Raw genomic sequence first — 16961 nt, 5'->3', positions numbered from 1 at the left:
TTTCGCTAATGCAACAAGGGCTCGAGACGGACGCCCTATGGCGGACCGCGGATCTTTTCGTCCACAGCGCCGCAACCGTCGCGGCAGTTTTCACTCCTCTTCCAAGTCGCCGCAAGCGCCTACAGGCTGCGTTTCCTGACCGAGGTCGCGATCTGGCTGCGATGTTCGACATCGACCAGTCAGACCTCGCGGGGGTAAAAGAGCTTCGTGACAGTTTCGTTCACATCGATGAGCGATACGAGGAATTCTGGATGGACGAACCGACCCACAACCTAGCGATTCGGAACGTGGGACCGGCTGAAATGTTCCAGATGTCGGGCCAACGCTTCCACCACTGGGACGACACACGCAACCTTCTGACATTCGGAGGGGCAGAGGTCGATGTGGCGAAGACTGTCACGGTAATGGGCTTGCTCCTTCAGCGTGCACCAGGCGTCGAACAGGAACTCTGGGAATCGATCGGTCGATCCCCGAGGTGAATCAGAGCCAGGGCATCCGCGTAGTAACGCTCGCCGCGCTCCCGTTCATCGCGGTCCTTCTCGGCATCTCCGCGTATGCGGGATTCCGTACACAAGAGATCCCAGAGCGCCCGCTCCCCGGCACGACCCAACCGAACGTCGTGACCTGTGGCAGCTACCTCGGTGGCGGCACCGTCTCCGAGGCGCAGGAGACAGCGACTGTCGCCGCGTGTGCCACGATCTCCGCGACGAGCGGGCTGGTCGTGTGGGCGGCGTGGGGGCTTGTGTTCGCGGTCGCCGCACCGCTCTTGTTGTGGATCATCTTCGGTCGCTCCGACCCTCGCCCCGAGCCTGTGACCCCGCCCGCGTCGCCCCAACCGCACCTGTTCGGGTACGACCATCCGCAACCGGGCGACCTCGGTTGGTATCAGCGGCCAGGAGAACCCTGACCTGTCGTTTGGGTGGCTGAGTTGCGGAGACCGGGCGGTACGGAAGAATGCGGCTCATGCCACCGACGAAGCGGAATTCCACCCGAGCGAAGAGCAAGCCGAAGGCAATTGCCTTCTGGACCCTGATCGCACTCACTCCGGTGGCCGTCGCTGCCGGGTTCGCGTGGGATACGCAACGAGGGGCGGTGGCCGCCGACAGGATCAGCGGGCCACCGCCCGTCGAGGACTACACACCACCCCAGCCCGACCCGGCCGTGGTGACCCGCCCAGACAGCGGCCCGCTGAAGGTTCTATTCCTCGGCGACTCCCTGACCTTCGGCCTCTACGCCTCCAATGACGCGGCCGGGTACAGGCCACAGCTGGTCGAAGAAATCCGCGAAGGCGGACCTGTCCAAGAGCTAACAGCGGGGCAGGTCGGCGGGAAAGTCGCCGACATCACGCCGCAGTCCTACCGATCAGGCGGCTTCTCGCTCGCCGTCGTGGAACTCGGGACAGCCGATGTCAACAAGACCGACCTCCCCACCTTCGAAACGAACTACCGGAACCTACTGACGTCGGTCCGGGCAACATCGCCCGATGTGGAGTTCCTGTGCGCCGGCACCTGGCAGGATTCAAAGCTCGGCGACCCCTACGACCAGGTGATCGAACGACTCTGCCTGGAGAATGGCGGGGCATACGTCGACCTGTCCTCGCTGTTCCTGGGTGAGGGATATCGCGGCCCGGCCAACCTGCCGAAGCACGGTGGCATCAGCGATAACTTCCACCCCAACGACTACGGTTACACGGCGATCTCGGACGCCCTTTTGTACCGCCTCAGGATCACCTAGAGCGCCATCCGCGCAGTCGCTTCCTGCATGGTCAGCACGTCACACCCGGACGCGGCGATAGCATCGAGGATCTGCGTCAGCTTCGCCGAGTTAATGGCGTTGCCGTCGCCGCCCGATTCAACGATCGCGTGCGCCATCAAGATGGTGATGCCCTTGTCGTTGTGCGCCTTCGTCAGCCCGGCCGTGATGTTCGCGATGGACTGATTCACGTTCTGCGCCTGCATCGAGAAGAGCCGCGCAGGTGTGATCGTCTCGGGAGTGATCAGCGGATTCGTCGCGATCCGTGACGTCTGCCAGTACCGCGAGATGATGCCCTCGGTCCTCGCGTCATGCACCCCGAGCGGGTACGAGTGCGAGGTGGAGTCATAGCCCCAACCCGACTGCCACGCCTTGATCGCTTCGCACTCGTCGATCAACTGCTGATCGGTCAGCCCGGTCAACCCAAGTCCATGCGAGGACAGGGAGTAGCAGTGCGCGCCGATCTCCCACCCGTAGGTGTCGTGCAGCTCGGCGACCTGGGCGTTGGTCAAGAACACGGACGAGTTCGACCCGTGCGCGCCGGGGATCGGCATCAGTGTGGCTTTCCAGCCACGGGCGGACAGCGCCGTGCGGAGAGTGGTGTACTGCGTCACGTGTGAATCGTCGGCGGTGATCACCACGGCACCGTTCGCGTTGACCCCACGCGGGTCGCGGTGCACGAATTCCAGACCGTGGAATCGAACTTCAGTGACGCTCGCCGCCGCGGTGGCAGTGACGATGATCGACTGGATCGCGGACCATGGTGCGCCAGTGCCAATGTTGAAGGTGAAGGCCGACTGTGGAATGTCGAGGATCACCCACCGGCCGACCTGGATGACGGTGCCCGTCTGCGCGGCGTCCTTCGAGATCGTCGCAATGGACGCGTTCGCGCCGGACGAGGTGCCGACGTTGACGAGGATCTGCGTCCAGTTCGTGTCGAGGACCTTCACGAACAACCGGACGTTGCACGCGGACGCATCGAACGGCGCGCCGAGGATCTTCGTGACGTTCATGTTCCCAGCGGACGTGCCGTTGCTCTTGAGGCGTACGCAGCGGTCGCCGAACATGGCGTCGGTCGTGTAGGCCGCCGTCGAGTCGGTGTAGTTGATCGCGGCCTGTGAACCCGCGATCGCCCAACCGGACGATGCCTCGTTCATCAGGAGAGACAGGATCGGCCGGGCGGTGGCGCGGCCGCGGCGGGCGGCGAACTTTGCATCGGCGAAGCGGGGTGCCAGTCCTGGCGCGTCGAGGATTCCCATGTCAGCTCACCACAATCGCGGGTACGGCCGTCGCTGCGCCAGCGGCGTTGCGGGTCACGGCGGGTTGGGTATAGGTCTTCGTCACGGGTGAGCCGTACGTGATCGTGTAGGCGTCCACCGCGCCGGGGAACGATGCGCTCAGTGCGGTCGCGGTGTACGTGCCCGGTGTGCCGTCCGGCCATACCACGGGCGCACTGATCGCCGCCTCGTTCGAGTTCCGGGTGATCGTGCCCGCGATGAGCAGATCAGGCGTGCGGGCGAGCTGCTTGTACGTCTCCTGCTGCGGGGCATAAATACCGTTTCCGACCTCTTCGATCGCGGCGGGTAGACCGTTCACCCGGGTCGCGTCGATGGTGGTCGGCGGGTCCGCATTCGGCGGGAGCTCGGTGCGCAGTTCGACGATGCGCCGCTCCCCCGTGGCGTCCGGGATGGTGATCGCGTACGGGCCCAACGATGGTCGGAGGGTTCCGAGGTGAAGCCGGATGAACGCGGTCCCGGGTGAGAGCGGTAGCGTCTCGAGGCCCTCGGCGGTGATGGGGATCTGCAGGCGTTTGTCGGTGACGGTATTCCCGCTGACATCGCGGAGTTCGTCGGTCGACCAGATCTCTGCGTATGCCTTCGGATCCCAGTCGGCGTCACCGACGAGATCGACGAGGGTGTCCTTGATGGTGATCACAAGGAAGTCCTTTCCGGATCGACGGTCTTGTCAGGCCGCGGTTGAGAGCGAGTAGTAGTCGAACGCCGGCGACCACACGAACGATGCGCGTGTGACCAGTAGTCCGTGTTTGCGGTTCGTGGGGGGGCACAAAGCGCTCACCCCACCGGCGAACAATGGGATGTTTCCGTTGACTTCCACCCACATGTAGTCGCCCTTGACGCAGGCGGCGACGAGGTCGTTGTCGTCGACCGTGTAGTCCATCCCGGACAGCACCGTCCACGACACGTTCGTGAGGGTTCCGGTGCCGTGCAACATTTGGAGCCTGTCGCCACGGATATCCACGCCGAGGAAGTTGTTCATGGCCGCGTTCCCGCGCAGCAAGATCACCGAGCTGCACACGACCGTGGAGTCCTGGATACGCGTGTCGACCCGCATGTCGCCACTGGTGGAGTCGGTGTTGGCCCAGATGCCCCGGCTGCCGTCACTGGTTCCGGTGGAGCCGTACCAGTTGCTTCGAATGCCGGAGTTCACGCCGACCTTGGTCCACTGGCTACCGACATCGGAGTTGTTCGCTCGGTTGAAGTCGTCTTGGAACAGCGGGGTGGTGGACCAGGTTAGGTCCGGGGGCCGGTCGTAGAGTTTGAAGTTCCGCATGTAGCTGAAATTGGACGTCTGGTTAAGAAAGTTGAGGGATCGCTTCCCTCTGCTCGGCCTCTTGTCGGAAGGCATCGTCCAGAAGATATACAGCAGGTTGTCTACGAAAATGCGTAGGTGTTTGTCCTCGTCGAACCACATCTTTACGTTGTGCCACTGTCCATTGAAGGGGTTCGGCACCCCGTTCTGAATCAGAACGGTGTAACTGGACGAGTTCAGGACGGTGACCCGAATGCTGTCTCCACCGTTCAATGCGTTTCTCCAGAAGCACAGGAGAGGAGTGCCGACCAGAGACGAGAACGAGGGGTCCGTCCAGGAGGGGGCCAGCCCCGCTCCCCAGAACTGTTCCTGGACGGTGTTGGCGTTCAGGAATACGTCGAACTCGCAACCCCAGTTCGGGGTGAATGGCTGATGCTCGAACGAGACTCCGCCGAACTCCATGATGGTCTCGGAGTAGTCGTGAATGACCAGCAGGTTGTTCTCCAGTTTTACAGTGCGGCCGGAGTTGACTCTCTTCCACGGAACGGCGATGGGGTTCTCGTTCGAGCGCTGATGCGGGCCGTCCAGATCGGCCCACCCCGCCCACGCCAGCGGGCGATTGCGTCTCAGGAGGAAGCTCACAGGATCGCCCCGAACACCGCCACCTGGAGAACCGTGGGAGACACGGATCCGGTGATAGTCGAGACGTTCCAGAAGACACGTTCTTTGTCCGTCACGTCGATATTCAAGTTCGAATACGAGGCTCGGGTCTGGTTCGCCGACAACGTGGCCGTGTGGATCACCGAATTGGACGTACCAGCGGCATTCCACTTCTTGGTCTGCAACACCATTCCACCCGGCTGCGATTGCAAGGCAATGTGAATGTCGGTGATCTTGCGCGTCTTCCCGGTGGGGACGTTCTGGCACAGTCCGATCAGGAGCTCGTTCACTCCCAGGAGAACGTCCGCCGAGGAGACCACGCACTCGGCCTCCCAGTAGGAGGCGTTGTCGTAGGCGATGTCAGCCGTCTCGACCGCGGCAGCGGCTTGGTTCGCGGCCTCCTCGGCGGTGTCGACGGCGTCACCGGCAGCCTGGTCGGCGGTCAAGGCGAGCGTGTAAGCAGCGTTGGCGTTGGAGTACGCCGTATCCGCCGAGGACTGCGCGGTGGCGACATTCGTTGTGGTGGTCGACCGGAAACCGAGCAGGTCGGCGAACCAATCCTTCACGCCTTGCACCGCGTTATTGATCGGGGTCACGACCAGGCCGTTGATGATGTCCGCGATCTGGTTCACCATCTGCTGCACGGTGCCCAGCCCCGAGGTCAGGTCGTTCACCCACGTGCCGACATCGTTGAGGTTGCCGTCTTCGACACCGGACAGGATCTCGATCAGGTCACCGATGATCGGCACGTCGCCGACGAACTCCTGCAGCATCGGCACCAGGTAGTCGACGAGATTGATGTCGCCGGCGGGGACGCGGCGGGGTAGGTGTTCCACTGCTACTCCCCTCCGGCGTCCTCGGACTCGGACTCGACCTCAGCCGCGGCGGCTTCGGCCTTCGCGAGCTCGGCGCGCTTCCTGCGGCGGTCCTCGTTCTGCTCGCGGACCAGTGCCCAGAGCATGACGACGTACGAGATGATCCCGAGGGTGTAGACGATCAACCGGACCACTTGCCGGCCGGGGTATTCCGTCGACACCCACGTCGCCAGACTGATCTGAACGAGGACCAGCGACAGAATCACCGACTTGACGAGGTAGATCTCACCGATTCGGTTGCGCCACCACGGCGACCGCGTCACGTACGTCAACGCGAAACATCCGACCAGTCCAGCAAATACCAACAGCGTCCAGTCTGCGACGTTCTTCACCGACCACCTCCCCATGCCTGCTGCAGCAGCTCGGTGTATCCGTTGCGTTCCAACTCCGCTCGCACCACCCTCGCCACTCGTGATTCGGTCGTGCTCTTACGTTCGGTCTCGATGCGGCGATCCACGGCGTAGGCGTGCTCTTCGGCGGCGGCCCGCGCTTCGGCCTGGGCCGCGTCGACGTCCCTCGACCACGGCCACCTCATATCGGCCCCGCGTTCCCCGCGGCTTCTGACCGTTGCCCGGTCGCCTCACGGATCGCCTGAACGACGTGCGCAGACAGCTCACCGGTGACGGCCAGCTCGGCGTTCGTCGCGGCGAGGGTGGCCATCACCGACTTGTCCTCGGCGCGGCCACCACGCAAGTCTTCGAGCGCGTCGTCTTTCGCTTTCACAATTTCTCTGTGTGCCGGACCGTAGATGATCCACCCCTTCACCAGGGCCACTCCATGGAAAAGGGCGAGCACGATGAGGACGGACACCGTGCTCACCCCCTCCCACGCGGAGGGCGAGAGGACGGACATCAGCCGTCGAGTTCAGTGTCGGTAACCTCGACGACCTCACCATCCACAGGTGCCAGCGTCGGCAGGCCCTTCGCGGACCCACGGTTCTCGGTGAGCAGTGACGTCACCACGGACAGCAGAACCGTGGTGCCGGCGATCGTCAGCGAGGACGGCCAGTCGATGTCAGTGATGCTGCCCGTGAGCGGGATCGCCGCGGCGAGAGATCCGGCGCCGGTGCGTACGGCCCGGTCGGCGAGATCGACGAGGAAGTTCCCCGACGTGACAGCCGTCGCGCTCGACACCGCCAGAATCAGCGACACCAGGGCGGCCAGCGCGGCAGCACCGAGGAGGCTGGTCCACGACACCGACACGATGGTGACACCGGCGCCGAAGAACACCAGGACGTTCTGCAAGAACGATCGGCCGGCGCGGTCGAGGGCGTCCAGCCAGAATGCCCGCGAGTCGAGGCTGCGCAGCTCGACCGTTGCTTCCACGGTGACGGGGACGGTCTTCGGGAATTCAGCCATGGTCACTTACCTCCGTTGATCTTCGCGAGTACTGCCTGTGCGCCTGCGTCGCCCTTGTCTGCCTGGCGGCGGACGAGGTCGATCGCGGCCTTTACGCCGTTGAGCGCGTCACGCTCGGTCGACTCCTCGTGAATCCGGGCGTCGATGTTGAGCACCATTCCGGCGAGCGTGTCGACCGGCTCGTCGTTGGTGCGGTACTTCGAGCGGGACGGCAGCTTCTGTGTGAGTTCGGTGTAGATGCGTCGCTGCTCGGCGTCGGACAGTGCCATGAGAAACCCCTCCTCAGGAGTTGTTGTGTTACCGGCTGCCTTGGCGAGCAAGACGTCCCACGGGAATCCGGGGCCGGGGTCGGTGTGATCGGTCGAGTGCCAGGCATCGACGGTGTCTGCGTGGCCGCCGACGCCCTTCTGCCCTGCTCGCATCTGTGCGCCGCTGAGCTTGACGAGCGGGATTCCGTAGCGGTCATGCCAGTCGCGGAGCACGCGCGCGCCTGCGTCGAGCTGGCGGCCCTGCGCGAGCCACTCGGCGCGGGACTGTGCGGCGCGGCCCTTGAAGCACAGGTGCAGGCCACGCTCGTTGGCGGGCGAGCCCGCGGCCCAGGGGATGTAGTTGTCGTCGTTCGACCGGCCGATCCGGCCGTCGCGGCCGACGAGGAGCGTGTACGACGCCTGCGCCCGCGGCTGGGCGAGCCAGCCGAGGAGATCCTCGATCTTGCCGTTGGGGTCTCCCTCGTCGGTGTGGACGATGGCGAGCGTGCAGTTCGCAGGATTGCGGGGCCCGTCGTCGTTGGGTGAGAGCATCGTGACGTCAGCCTGTAGCTGTCCCACGGGTTTACCTCCTGGTGCGGGTGGTGGTGCGGCGCCGGGGTAAGCGGCGCCGGCCAGCCACGGAACGGGGTCGAGTCGGTTCGGGCCGGGTGGCGACCAGATGTAGCGGTGCACCTCGAAGTGCAGATGCGGCGCGACTCCGCCGTTGGTCCTGCTGTCGGGATCGATGCGACCGATACGCTGGCCGGCCGCGACGCGCTGGCCGACGCGCACCTCGGGGATCACGTGCCCGTACACGGTGAGTCCGCTGCCGTCCTCGGTCGGGTGATCGATGTTGATCCACCGGCCGAACCCAGTCGCGGGGCCTGCCGCCGTGACGGTTCCGCCCTGCGCGGCGTGGATCGGCTGTCCGCCAGACCCACCGTTGCGGCCGTAGTCGATGCCCCAGTGCATCGAGTTGTCGAACGTCCGGTACCCGAATCCGCTGGTGACGTAGAAGTCACGAGCCACTGGAATGTATCTCTGTGTCATTAGCAGTTCCTCCATTCGCCGTCAGTCCAATAGCCATGAGTGCCGCAGTTGTGACACAGGATCGATGGGCTGATGGTGTTCTCGTCGACGAGCTGCCATCCGCTGCCGCCGAGTGGGAGGCGGGCCTCGGCCGTGCCGAAGTTCTCGAAGCTCCAGTCGGTGCAGCGGTGGCGGAATATGACGACGCCCTGCTCAGGGACGATCTGGACGGTAGGCCCATCGATGCCAATATCAGGGTTGTTGCTCATGACGCTCTCCTAGACGCTGTTGGCGATGCCCCGCGTGGTTTGCGCGAATCCCTGCATGTTGGTGATGAAGTTCGTCCACGCGCCCCGGACTCGTTTGTCCTCGCCGAGGATCGGTGTTTCGACCATCCGGCCGTCCCGGGAGTCCTTCACCGTGACCGAGGAGACGTATTGCTCAACGGTCGTGCCGCGGTCGTAGAACGTGTGGATGTCACCGACGTCGTACCGGCGGCCGGTGTTGTCGTCGACACCGAAGCTGTTGCCGCGCCCGTCCGGGCCGCCGGAGGCGACGGTCAGCGCAATGGTCTCGCCGCCGGAGTGATCGTTCAGTGAGCCCTGGCCGACGGCGTAGGAATCGGCCGACCAGGCGGCGGTGTTGTCGGCGAACACTTCGCCGAACGCGTCGTCCTTTCCGATGTCGTCCTCGAGGTCCTCGTCGTAGAACTGCTGGTACGCGAAGAAGATGTTGTCGAACAGGTCGCCGACGACCAGGCCGAGTCCGAGACCGGGCGCAATTGCGTTGAGCAGCAGTTGGATTGCGAAGTTCGCTCCCCACTCGATGACCTGGTTCATAATCTCGGGGGCCTTGCCGCCGACGATGGCGCGGGTGGCGTCGGCGTGATCCTCGCTCATGTCGACGTGCAGGATCTGCCCGCCGGCGGTGTTCCACTGCAGCTTGCGCATGTCCCGCTTCTTGCGGGTGTCGAACACGTATCCGGCGCGGTCCATCTTCCCCCAGGAGTCGGGGTCGAGAAGTCCGAGGAAGTTGTCCGGGTTGAGGAAGTTCAGGAAGTTGTCGCTGGTCGAGTCGATAACTGATTGCAGCTGCGCGAGATTCGATGTGTTGAACACGTGCGGCGGCGTGCCGGTGCCGTCCCACAGGTCCATCTTGTAGCCGAACTCGAACCGGTTCCGGGTCAGCTTGAACAGTTCGTCGAGCTGGGTGAACCGGGCGGAGACGACCGCGACGTTCCCGACGGCCGTGTTCACCAGGTCGAGGAGGTCGTCGAGGGTGGCGATGTCGTCGAGGTCCGGGAGGTCCTCCCCTACCTGGTGCAGTGGCAGCGCCCCGTAGATCGGCTTGTCGAGGCGTGTCCAGTTCTTCGCTCCGAAGTACTTGCACAGGAAGTCGGGCTCGCCGGCCATGACGTCCTGCTTGCCAGTGAGGCCGACCTGGACCTCCGGCGGGAACAGCGGGTTGACCCACGCGGTGGCGCGCTGCATCTGAAACTTGTAGTCGAACCCGGTGAGGGACACCGATTCCTTGCCGGGCTTCCCGGTCAGTCGGCGTTGCATCAGGCGGCCGGTGTACGGGATCCCGTTCCGGAACGTGCGGACGTGGATCGCTTTGCGGCGCAGTCCGGTCAGCTCGGGGATGAGCCGGTGGTCGGGCTTGAGGTCGATCTGGAAGTTCGCGGGATCGAAGAAGTGCCAGCCGAACTCGGCGGCCTTGTACGAGCCGAGCGGTGTCCACTCGATCTTCGTGCCGTTACGTTTGCCGAGCTCGATGTCGAAGCCGTCCACCGGCGCGGCAGTCGGGCGCGCATACCCGGGTGCGTTGATCACGCTGCCGTCCCGTACAGCTGGGGCAGGGTGACAACCAGCTTCGTGGCCGACGTGGTGCCCGTGCCGGTGATCGTCAGCGGGATGTCGAGAGTGTCGGCGGGCGCTCTCTTGTACCACCGGCGGCCGGGCCACGTGCGGTCAGCACCGGTGTGGTCGTGGATCTCGAACCAGTTCGGATCCGTTTCGATCGTCCACGTTTGGCCGGCGCCGATCGTCGGCAACGGCACCGCCTCACCATTCAGGCCCAGCGTCGGCGAGGTGATCGGGCCGGTCAGCGCGAAGTGCGGCCACACGTCCTCGTCCGAGACGTTGTCGACGGTCGCGCCCGCAAAATCCGCCGCGAATAGGGTGCGCACGTACGGGTCGGTGCGCCACCACGACTCATCCGAGCGCAGGGCGACGTCCCTGATCTCGAAGTACCCGAGCCGCTGCGTCACGCTGTATGTCGGACTGGGCAGCACAGACGCCAGCCGCCACACCTGAAACCTGCGGTGCGGCTGCCCCTCCCGCAAAGAGTCGACCCAGAACTCCCCCAGCCGTCGCCCCGCCTGGAACCCGAGCGAGCGACGCAGCGCCTTCTCCACCGACACCGCCTGATCACCCGGCATCAGCTGCGAACGGATCGTCATCCCGATCACGTTCGGGTCATACATCGTGTCGCGCCACGACACACCAGCTTGGTTGGCGTTCTGGTCGTCGTCGTGACTGAAACCAGCACCACCGAGACCCGTCGGGTTCAGGGTCCGGATCAACGTGCCAGGTTCGTCGATCTCACCGATCGGCCACTCCACTTCGTCGACACCGACGATGGTGAACTGCTCCGGCCTCACGCGAGACCTGCCTTCGTGAACGACACGGTCGGCACACCGTTGGAATCGACGTCGATATCCACCTGGATCATGCCCCCCTTCTGCAGCGTCTCGGTGATCTCCTCGAGCTGCTGCGTCATCTGATCGAACGCCTGGCTCAGGCCGGGGATGTCGTTGTTTCCGGTGTCGAACGAGGGCACCATCTTGGACAGGTCCCACTTCCCGGACTGAGCCATGCCGATGATGTTCGAGGCGCCGGAGACCGCGGTGAATCCGATGCCGGTCGCCAGGGCGGCGGCATCGTAGAGGTTCTTCGGCTTCATGTAATCCTCGGTGTCCGGCCCGGAGTAACCACCGAATCCGCCACCGGAGTACTCCGCGACGCCGAGCCGACGTCCGGTCTCCCGCCAGATCGCCAGTGCTCGTGCACGCTTCGACATCGCGAACGGGATGTAGGCCTCACCTTCGGTTTCCGGCTCACCGAACACTCGGTAGTCGCCCGGGCGGACGATCTGCGGTGAGTGGTCCTCGATGCCGCCGCCGGCGTACATCTTGAGATTCCCGATCACCTTCGGCTGCCGCTCCTCCGGCTTACCCGTGTCGGCTCCGGCCTTCAACGCGTCGACGAGGTCACCGAAGTTCGTCACACGAACGTCCTGTGTGCCACCTGACATCGACGAAGACGACGAGGACGGAGACGAGTCACCGGACGCGGGCGATGTGCTCGCGCCACGGGCAACCGAGTCGGCATACAGCTGGTCAGCCTCGGCGAGCTCAGCCCGGTAGTTCGACCCATCCGCGGTGCCCGACTGCTGCACCTTCTGCGCGGCGTCGGCCGGGTCCATGCTCTCGTAGTCGAAGTCGTCGAGCTTGTCGTAGAACATGCCGACCGCCTTGGCCGGATCCTTCCGGTCCTCGAGGGTCCCCCACGCGCCGTTGTCCCGCTGCTGCAGAATGCCAGCGTTGTCGCCGTCCATCCCGTGGTCGAGGTTCTGGAGATCCGTCTCGGCGAGCCCGGCGGCGATGGCGGCCTTGATGCCCTTCTCGGAGATGCCCCGTCGGCGGCCCTCTGCAACGATCGTGTCGACGAGCTTCTCGCGCTCGGTGCGGTTGTCCGGTCCGGTCGACGACTTGGTGGACGGCTCCCCCAACGGCTCCATCGCGGCCGCGTGCACGTGGTTGGTGTGGTCACCGGCGTCCGCGTAGAAGCTATCCGGGACGAACTCACCGTTCTTGATGCAACGGCCGAACCTCGGGTCGATGTAGATCAGCTCGGCGAGCTGGTCCTTGTAGTTGTCGGCAAGGTAGTTCGCCAACGCTAGCTGCTCGTCCGTGTTGCCCGACCCGTTGGAAAAGTCCACCGCCTGCCCGGCACCGTGTAGGTCCGCAGCTCCGGGACGGTAGGTGTCTGTCACCTGGAGGGCAGGGAACTTCGACTGTTGGATGCCGATGAGGCTGTCGACGATTCCGCCGTCCGCGAAGGCCATCTTCCGGCCCCTCAGTACGGCATCGACGACGGAGTGGTCCTCTTCGATCCCCACAGCGCGCAGGTTGCTGTCGTAGTTGCCGTTCACGATCATCTGCCGCATACCGAGGGCCGCGGCGACCAAAGGGTTGGACTCCTCGACGCCGAACCGGCGGGACCGATCCGAGTACTGTCCGCCCAGCAGCGCCCGCCACCCTGTGGGATCGGTACCCGCGGTGAGGCTGCTGGGGTCGCCGTTGAAGACCTTGTTGTATTCGTCGTTGATCAGGCGCATCCCGAAGCGGCGGGCCACTTCGGCGAGGATGTTCATCGACCGAGCCCGCTTGTTGAATGCCAGCGGGATGAACGCTTCGCCCTGCGTTTCCGGTTCCGCCCACTGGATCAGGTTGTTGCGCGGGGACATGATCGTCGCCCATTCGGGCAGCTTGTCGAATCCTGGTGCCGCGTTGAACCCACCGGCGGCGAACTTCCCAGCCATGATGGCACCGTCAGCCTGCGGTGCTGCGGGCCCGTACTGCGGTCCGTTGTTGCCGGCGCCATAGTTCGTCGGTCCGGCCACGTTCTTCGGTGACCCGTCCGCGTTGAAGTAGGCGTTGGCGTAGAACTCAGCCCTCAGCTTCACGGTCGCCCAGCGGTCACGCTCGATGAACGCCCTGACGTCCGCCTCGGCCTGATCGGTCGGGGCGGTGATCTTCACCGTGCCGTCGGGAAGTGTCTCCACGATGTAGCCGACCTCGCGGAGCTGATAGATCGCTTCCTCGGTGAGCGCCTGGGTGTGAATCGTCTTGCTGTCTGGGACATCGAGCACCTTGCCCTTGAGCACGTCGAGCGCGTACTGCGCTTCCGGCATGCCCTCCTGATTGATGACCGTGTTGATCAATTCCGGCGTGAGGCCGAGGGTGTTGACGTAGTTGAGGGCGGCCTCGTTCGTCATGCCCAGGGACATCAGCTGCTCGATCAGCGCGACTCGGTTGTTGCCGTACTGCGCGGTGAGCTGCTCGATGGTGTTGCCCGCTTCGATGCCGGTACGGACCTGCTCGGCAAGTCCGTCCTTCACCTCCGTGATGGAGGCGGCGAGCCCGGGCGGGACCATCTGGCCGGCTGCCCCGGTGAAGCCCTCGAGCTTCATCTTCGACCCGTCCGCTTGGATCCCGACCTCACCGATCGACTTCGACATCTTGGCGGTGGCATCGTTGAAGGCAGCCGAGTCCTTCATGTCCCCCGCGGCTTCGTTCCACTTGACCTGCATCTGATCCACCGCGGGGAGCAGGGTGTCGCGGATACCGTCCGCCGCCCCGATAAGCACGTCGTGGACGCCTTCGCCGCCGGTGCGGGTTGCGTCCGCGAGGTCGCGGAGCTTGCCCGCGGCGTCACCGGTGGCGAGCCCCATCAACTGGCCGAATCCGGGGATGGCGTCGCCTACCGAGATGATATTCGCACCCATTTCGAGGAACGACGCGCCAGCCTCTGCGGCCGATCCCGAGAAATCTGCGAGGCCTCGTAGGCCACCTTCGACGAAGTGGAGCACACCCTTCGCCGCTTCGAATCCCGCGTTGCCCATGTCGATGAAGAACTGGATGACACCGGCCCGGTTGTTCGAAATCGTGTCCGCGAAATTCTGGATATACGGACCGGCTGCCTGCGCAAGGGCCCCCTTGAGTCCATCCGCTGCGAGTCCGATTGCCCGGGAGGCACCTTCGACTGAGGTGGCCGCGTTGCCGCCAATGGTGCTGGCGAGTCTGCCTGCGGCACCTTCGAATTCGCCGAAGTTCTTCAGCGCCTCCGACGGGTCCCAGGACTTCCAGACCTCCATGAAGTCACCCGAGGTGTCGCCGAGCAGCGCGAGGATGGCCTGCTCCTGCTTGATCGGGTCCTTCAGTGACCGGATTTTGTCGAACATCTGGTCAAAGGCCTCGTTGCCCTTGTCGCCACCTTCGACGAAGGCGTCGTACATTTCCTTACCGTTGAGGCCGATGTCGTTGAGAGTGGAGACAATGGTGTCGCCCTCTTCGTCGATTCGGCGGCCGAATTCACGTAGAGCATCACCCGGAGCGTCCGCGTTCCAGGCTCCGTTGTCGGTGGCCTGCTCGATGAGGGCGAGGGCCTGCTCGGCGGAGACGCCCGCATTCTTCCAGCCAGCCGAGTATTCCCAGATGACCTCGAGGAGATCCTCTCCCCTGTTCGCGCTGCCGCCGACTGCGTTGGCGATCATGTCCGACGCTTCTTGCGCGGAGGATGCCAGCCCCGTCGACATCAGCGCCGACACCGCCTTCACCGATGTCGCGACGTCACCATCGAGGGCAGTCGAGATGGTGTCCAGATTGGCGATCACCGCTTCGGCGTCGCGCTGGCTGGCAGCGGGGTCGATGATGCCGTTCTGCAGCGACAGCTTCAGCGTTGACAGGTTTCCCTCGACGGACTCACCGAACACATCCGCGTAGGCCTCGCCGGCGGCCAGGCCGAACTTGCGGGCCTGCTCCTCGGTGATCCTGGTCTGTGCCTGGAACAGGTCGAGATTCTTCTCCTGCGCCATGCCGTCCTGGATGGCCTTCGCGAGGAGTGCGCCGGCGGTGAGACCGAGAGCGGCGACACCGAGCAGCGACCCTGCAATCGGGCCCGTCTTGCCCGCAAGGTCACCGACCTTGTCGGCGAATCCGGACAGGAATTCGCCGCCCATCGCTCCACCGGATGCACCGAACTGACCCGCCGACTGCGCGGCGCGGCCGAGCGCGCTGGAGAACCGGTTGACCTGGCCGTCGTCCGGGATGGCCTCACGCATGCTGCGGCCCGCGCGTTCGCTGGTCTGCATCAGATCGCGCAGACTGGTGCCCGCCTGCTCGGCCGCGCGGGACGCTTCCCGCTGCGCGCGCTCGGACCGCTGCAGCGAGATTGTGTAGTTGTCGTTCGCCCGCTCAGCGTTCCGGGCGATCCGTTCGGCGTCACCACGCGCCTGCGTGAGCTGCCTCTCGATTCGCTGCGCCTGCTCCGACGCCTGCCCGTGCTCGCGGACCGCGTCGGCCAGCCGACGCTGGACGACCTCGACACGCTCCTGGGCGGTGACAGCGCGGGACGCCTGTGTACGGGCAGCGGTGTACGCCTTCTCGGTGTCCTTCGCCAGCTCCCGATACGCCTGGGCCTGCCGCGCCGCACCGCGCTGCGCCTGCGTGGCCGCCTGATCCGACGCCTGACCCAGCTGGTTCAGGTTGTCGCGAGCACCCTCGAGGCCCTCGTTGAGGCTGTCGTCACGGAGAGTCAGCTCCGCGTACAGCTCGGCGACTCTAGTCGCCATCAGCCACCGCTTCGGCCACCGGCGCCGCGTCGTCTTGCGACATCAGCCGCTCGATCAAGACATCGATGTCGATGACCTCTGTGAGGTGATCGAACAGCCAGAACTGCCGGCCCATATCCACATCCACCGCGAAGTGGATGATCGCGGTGCGACCCGCGTGGTTCCGGAATGGGGCAGGGAGTTCGTCCTCGACCATCTGATCGTGCGCCGGCCCGAGGATCTTGATGATCTCCTCATGCATCACCTGCGGGTGCAGCTTCTTCTTCCAGATCAGCTCGGCGAGCCGGTCGGCCTCACTCACGGTGGGCGACGGGATCCGGTACACCATGCCGCGGATCGGCAGGTACAGGTCGGGGTCGTAGATCTCGTCGAGATCAGTGAGGATCGTTGCCATCGTGATCCTTTCGCTCGTCGATCGCCTGCCGTAGCTGGGAGGTCGGGGCGCGCACGAAGCGTGCGACGCGGACCTCGAACCAGCGCCACGGGCGTCGGGTGAGGATGTCGGAGCCGAGGTCGATCCCCTCGGATTGGAAGTCCAGCTCGAGCTCTGTCCACAGCTCGAGGAGGTCGGGCCATGTGATGCGGCGCTTGCGGGCCTGTGCTTGCTTCCTGAACGCTGGTGCCATGTGCGGTGGGTTGTACCACTCGCGGTCACCGAACTCTTCCCGGTACGTGCCACCACCGGGGTCGAACGGGCCGTACCGGCCGGGCGCCGAATCATCCTTTGGCTCCGCAGGTTGTGTATCTGCAGACTTCGGGGCGACCGTTCCGGTAGTCCAGTACTCGACGGCGGCGCTCTCGTCGAGGGTGTATTTCGCGGTCACGGCCCGCCCGACGCGGAGGACCTTCTCAGCCGCAATCTTCGCGGCGACAAGGTCGTCCCATGCCGAGCCGAGGAGGCGGCGGATCTCGTCGAGTTCCTGCCGCCTCGACCACCGCGGCTGGTCTGCGAGCTTGCGCTGCAACCGCAACACCGTGTCCGCCGAGGCGGCCTCGACCCGGAACTCCCGACCACCGATGGTGATACGGAAGCCCGGGTCGAGGTACTCGTCGACAGCGTCGAAAGACACTGG

18 protein-coding genes are annotated in these 16961 nt (G+C 64.8%); 3 read left to right on the top strand and 15 right to left on the bottom strand.

Annotated elements, in window-relative coordinates; genetic code table 11:
- Nucleotides 1–161 precede the first annotated feature (161 nt).
- The 3 genes from L1080_RS03415 to L1080_RS03405 are packed head-to-tail and all read left to right on the top strand — an operon-like array spanning nt 162 to nt 1734.
- Entirely contained in the window at nt 162–479 is a 318-nt protein-coding gene (locus L1080_RS03415; RefSeq protein ID WP_250776338.1) for a hypothetical protein, read from the top strand.
- Nucleotides 476–907, top strand: a complete 432-nt coding sequence (locus L1080_RS03410; RefSeq protein ID WP_250776340.1) for a hypothetical protein — start codon at nt 476–478, stop codon at nt 905–907. Before L1080_RS03415 ends, L1080_RS03410 begins: the two co-directional genes overlap by 4 nt.
- Nucleotides 908–963: 56 nt before the next feature.
- Nucleotides 964–1734 carry an SGNH/GDSL hydrolase family protein gene (locus L1080_RS03405; RefSeq protein ID WP_250776342.1) on the top strand — a complete coding sequence of 257 codons (771 nt, stop codon included), beginning with the start codon at nt 964–966 and terminating at the stop codon, nt 1732–1734.
- Here the strand turns inward: L1080_RS03405 and L1080_RS03400 are convergent.
- From L1080_RS03400 to L1080_RS03330, 15 genes are read right to left on the bottom strand one after another with little or no spacing between them, the layout of a single operon-like run.
- Nucleotides 1731–3011: a polysaccharide deacetylase family protein gene (locus L1080_RS03400; RefSeq protein ID WP_250776344.1), complete on the bottom strand. Its 1281-nt coding sequence runs from the start codon at nt 3009–3011 to the stop codon at nt 1731–1733. The genes L1080_RS03405 and L1080_RS03400 overlap by 4 nt on opposite strands.
- A 1-nt stretch (nt 3012) precedes the next feature.
- The gene (locus L1080_RS03395; RefSeq protein WP_250776346.1) at nt 3013–3687 is read right to left on the bottom strand and encodes a hypothetical protein; all 675 of its coding nucleotides are present in this window, start codon (nt 3685–3687) and stop codon (nt 3013–3015) included.
- 30 nt (nt 3688–3717) lie between these two features.
- Nucleotides 3718–4944 (bottom strand): hypothetical protein, encoded by a 1227-nt coding sequence (locus L1080_RS03390; RefSeq protein ID WP_250776348.1) that lies wholly within the window; start codon nt 4942–4944, stop codon nt 3718–3720.
- Nucleotides 4941–5798, bottom strand: coding sequence for a hypothetical protein (locus tag L1080_RS03385; RefSeq protein ID WP_250776350.1), 858 nt, complete (start codon nt 5796–5798; stop codon nt 4941–4943). The genes L1080_RS03390 and L1080_RS03385 overlap by 4 nt, the downstream gene beginning before the upstream one ends.
- Before the next feature lie 2 nt (nt 5799–5800).
- Entirely contained in the window at nt 5801–6169 is a 369-nt protein-coding gene (locus L1080_RS03380) for a putative phage holin (protein ID WP_250776352.1), read from the bottom strand.
- The gene (locus L1080_RS03375; protein ID WP_250776354.1) at nt 6166–6372 is read right to left on the bottom strand and encodes a DUF7620 family protein; all 207 of its coding nucleotides are present in this window, start codon (nt 6370–6372) and stop codon (nt 6166–6168) included. The genes L1080_RS03380 and L1080_RS03375 overlap by 4 nt, the downstream gene beginning before the upstream one ends.
- Nucleotides 6369–6689, bottom strand: coding sequence for a hypothetical protein (locus L1080_RS03370; protein WP_250776356.1), 321 nt, complete (start codon nt 6687–6689; stop codon nt 6369–6371). The genes L1080_RS03375 and L1080_RS03370 overlap by 4 nt, the downstream gene beginning before the upstream one ends.
- Nucleotides 6689–7195 (bottom strand): holin, encoded by a 507-nt coding sequence (locus tag L1080_RS03365; protein ID WP_250776358.1) that lies wholly within the window; start codon nt 7193–7195, stop codon nt 6689–6691. Before L1080_RS03365 ends, L1080_RS03370 begins: the two co-directional genes overlap by 1 nt.
- A 2-nt stretch (nt 7196–7197) precedes the next feature.
- Nucleotides 7198–8493, bottom strand: a complete 1296-nt coding sequence (locus L1080_RS03360) for a peptidoglycan DD-metalloendopeptidase family protein (protein ID WP_250776360.1) — start codon at nt 8491–8493, stop codon at nt 7198–7200.
- Nucleotides 8493–8741: a hypothetical protein gene (locus tag L1080_RS03355; RefSeq protein WP_250776362.1), complete on the bottom strand. Its 249-nt coding sequence runs from the start codon at nt 8739–8741 to the stop codon at nt 8493–8495. Before L1080_RS03355 ends, L1080_RS03360 begins: the two co-directional genes overlap by 1 nt.
- A 9-nt stretch (nt 8742–8750) precedes the next feature.
- The gene (locus L1080_RS03350; protein ID WP_250776364.1) at nt 8751–10304 is read right to left on the bottom strand and encodes a Gp37-like protein; all 1554 of its coding nucleotides are present in this window, start codon (nt 10302–10304) and stop codon (nt 8751–8753) included.
- Nucleotides 10301–11134: a hypothetical protein gene (locus L1080_RS03345; protein ID WP_250776366.1), complete on the bottom strand. Its 834-nt coding sequence runs from the start codon at nt 11132–11134 to the stop codon at nt 10301–10303. The genes L1080_RS03350 and L1080_RS03345 overlap by 4 nt, the downstream gene beginning before the upstream one ends.
- Nucleotides 11131–15888: a phage tail tape measure protein gene (locus L1080_RS03340; RefSeq protein WP_250776368.1), complete on the bottom strand. Its 4758-nt coding sequence runs from the start codon at nt 15886–15888 to the stop codon at nt 11131–11133. The genes L1080_RS03345 and L1080_RS03340 overlap by 4 nt, the downstream gene beginning before the upstream one ends.
- Nucleotides 15878–16282, bottom strand: coding sequence for a DUF7426 family protein (locus L1080_RS03335; RefSeq protein ID WP_208961970.1), 405 nt, complete (start codon nt 16280–16282; stop codon nt 15878–15880). The genes L1080_RS03340 and L1080_RS03335 overlap by 11 nt, the downstream gene beginning before the upstream one ends.
- Complete coding sequence (locus tag L1080_RS03330; RefSeq protein WP_250776370.1) at nt 16263–16958, bottom strand: DUF7426 family protein; 696 nt, start codon at nt 16956–16958, stop codon at nt 16263–16265. Before L1080_RS03330 ends, L1080_RS03335 begins: the two co-directional genes overlap by 20 nt.
- Nucleotides 16959–16961: the final 3 nt, after the last annotated feature.

Source organism: Rhodococcus sp. MSC1_016 (assembly GCF_023667485.2).
Lineage (GTDB): Bacteria > Actinomycetota > Actinomycetes > Mycobacteriales > Mycobacteriaceae > Rhodococcus_F > Rhodococcus_F oxybenzonivorans.
The sequence above is the reverse complement of the archived record's forward strand: the minus strand, read 5'-3'. Positions and strand labels throughout refer to the sequence as shown.

Excerpts from the sequence above, each read along its gene's own strand:
- L1080_RS03335 (WP_208961970.1), bottom strand. The coding sequence starts at position 16,282 with ATGGCAACGATCCTCACTGATCTCGACGAGATCTACGACCCCGACCTG.
- L1080_RS03375 (WP_250776354.1), bottom strand. The coding sequence starts at position 6,372 with ATGAGGTGGCCGTGGTCGAGGGACGTCGACGCGGCCCAGGCCGAAGCG.
- L1080_RS03405 (WP_250776342.1), top strand. The coding sequence starts at position 964 with ATGCCACCGACGAAGCGGAATTCCACCCGAGCGAAGAGCAAGCCGAAG.
- L1080_RS03355 (WP_250776362.1), bottom strand. The coding sequence starts at position 8,741 with ATGAGCAACAACCCTGATATTGGCATCGATGGGCCTACCGTCCAGATC.
- L1080_RS03415 (WP_250776338.1), top strand. The coding sequence starts at position 162 with ATGTTCGACATCGACCAGTCAGACCTCGCGGGGGTAAAAGAGCTTCGT.
- L1080_RS03360 (WP_250776360.1), bottom strand. The coding sequence starts at position 8,493 with ATGACACAGAGATACATTCCAGTGGCTCGTGACTTCTACGTCACCAGC.
- L1080_RS03340 (WP_250776368.1), bottom strand. The coding sequence starts at position 15,888 with ATGGCGACTAGAGTCGCCGAGCTGTACGCGGAGCTGACTCTCCGTGAC.
- L1080_RS03400 (WP_250776344.1), bottom strand. The coding sequence starts at position 3,011 with ATGGGAATCCTCGACGCGCCAGGACTGGCACCCCGCTTCGCCGATGCA.
- L1080_RS03365 (WP_250776358.1), bottom strand. The coding sequence starts at position 7,195 with ATGGCTGAATTCCCGAAGACCGTCCCCGTCACCGTGGAAGCAACGGTC.
- L1080_RS03370 (WP_250776356.1), bottom strand. The coding sequence starts at position 6,689 with ATGTCCGTCCTCTCGCCCTCCGCGTGGGAGGGGGTGAGCACGGTGTCC.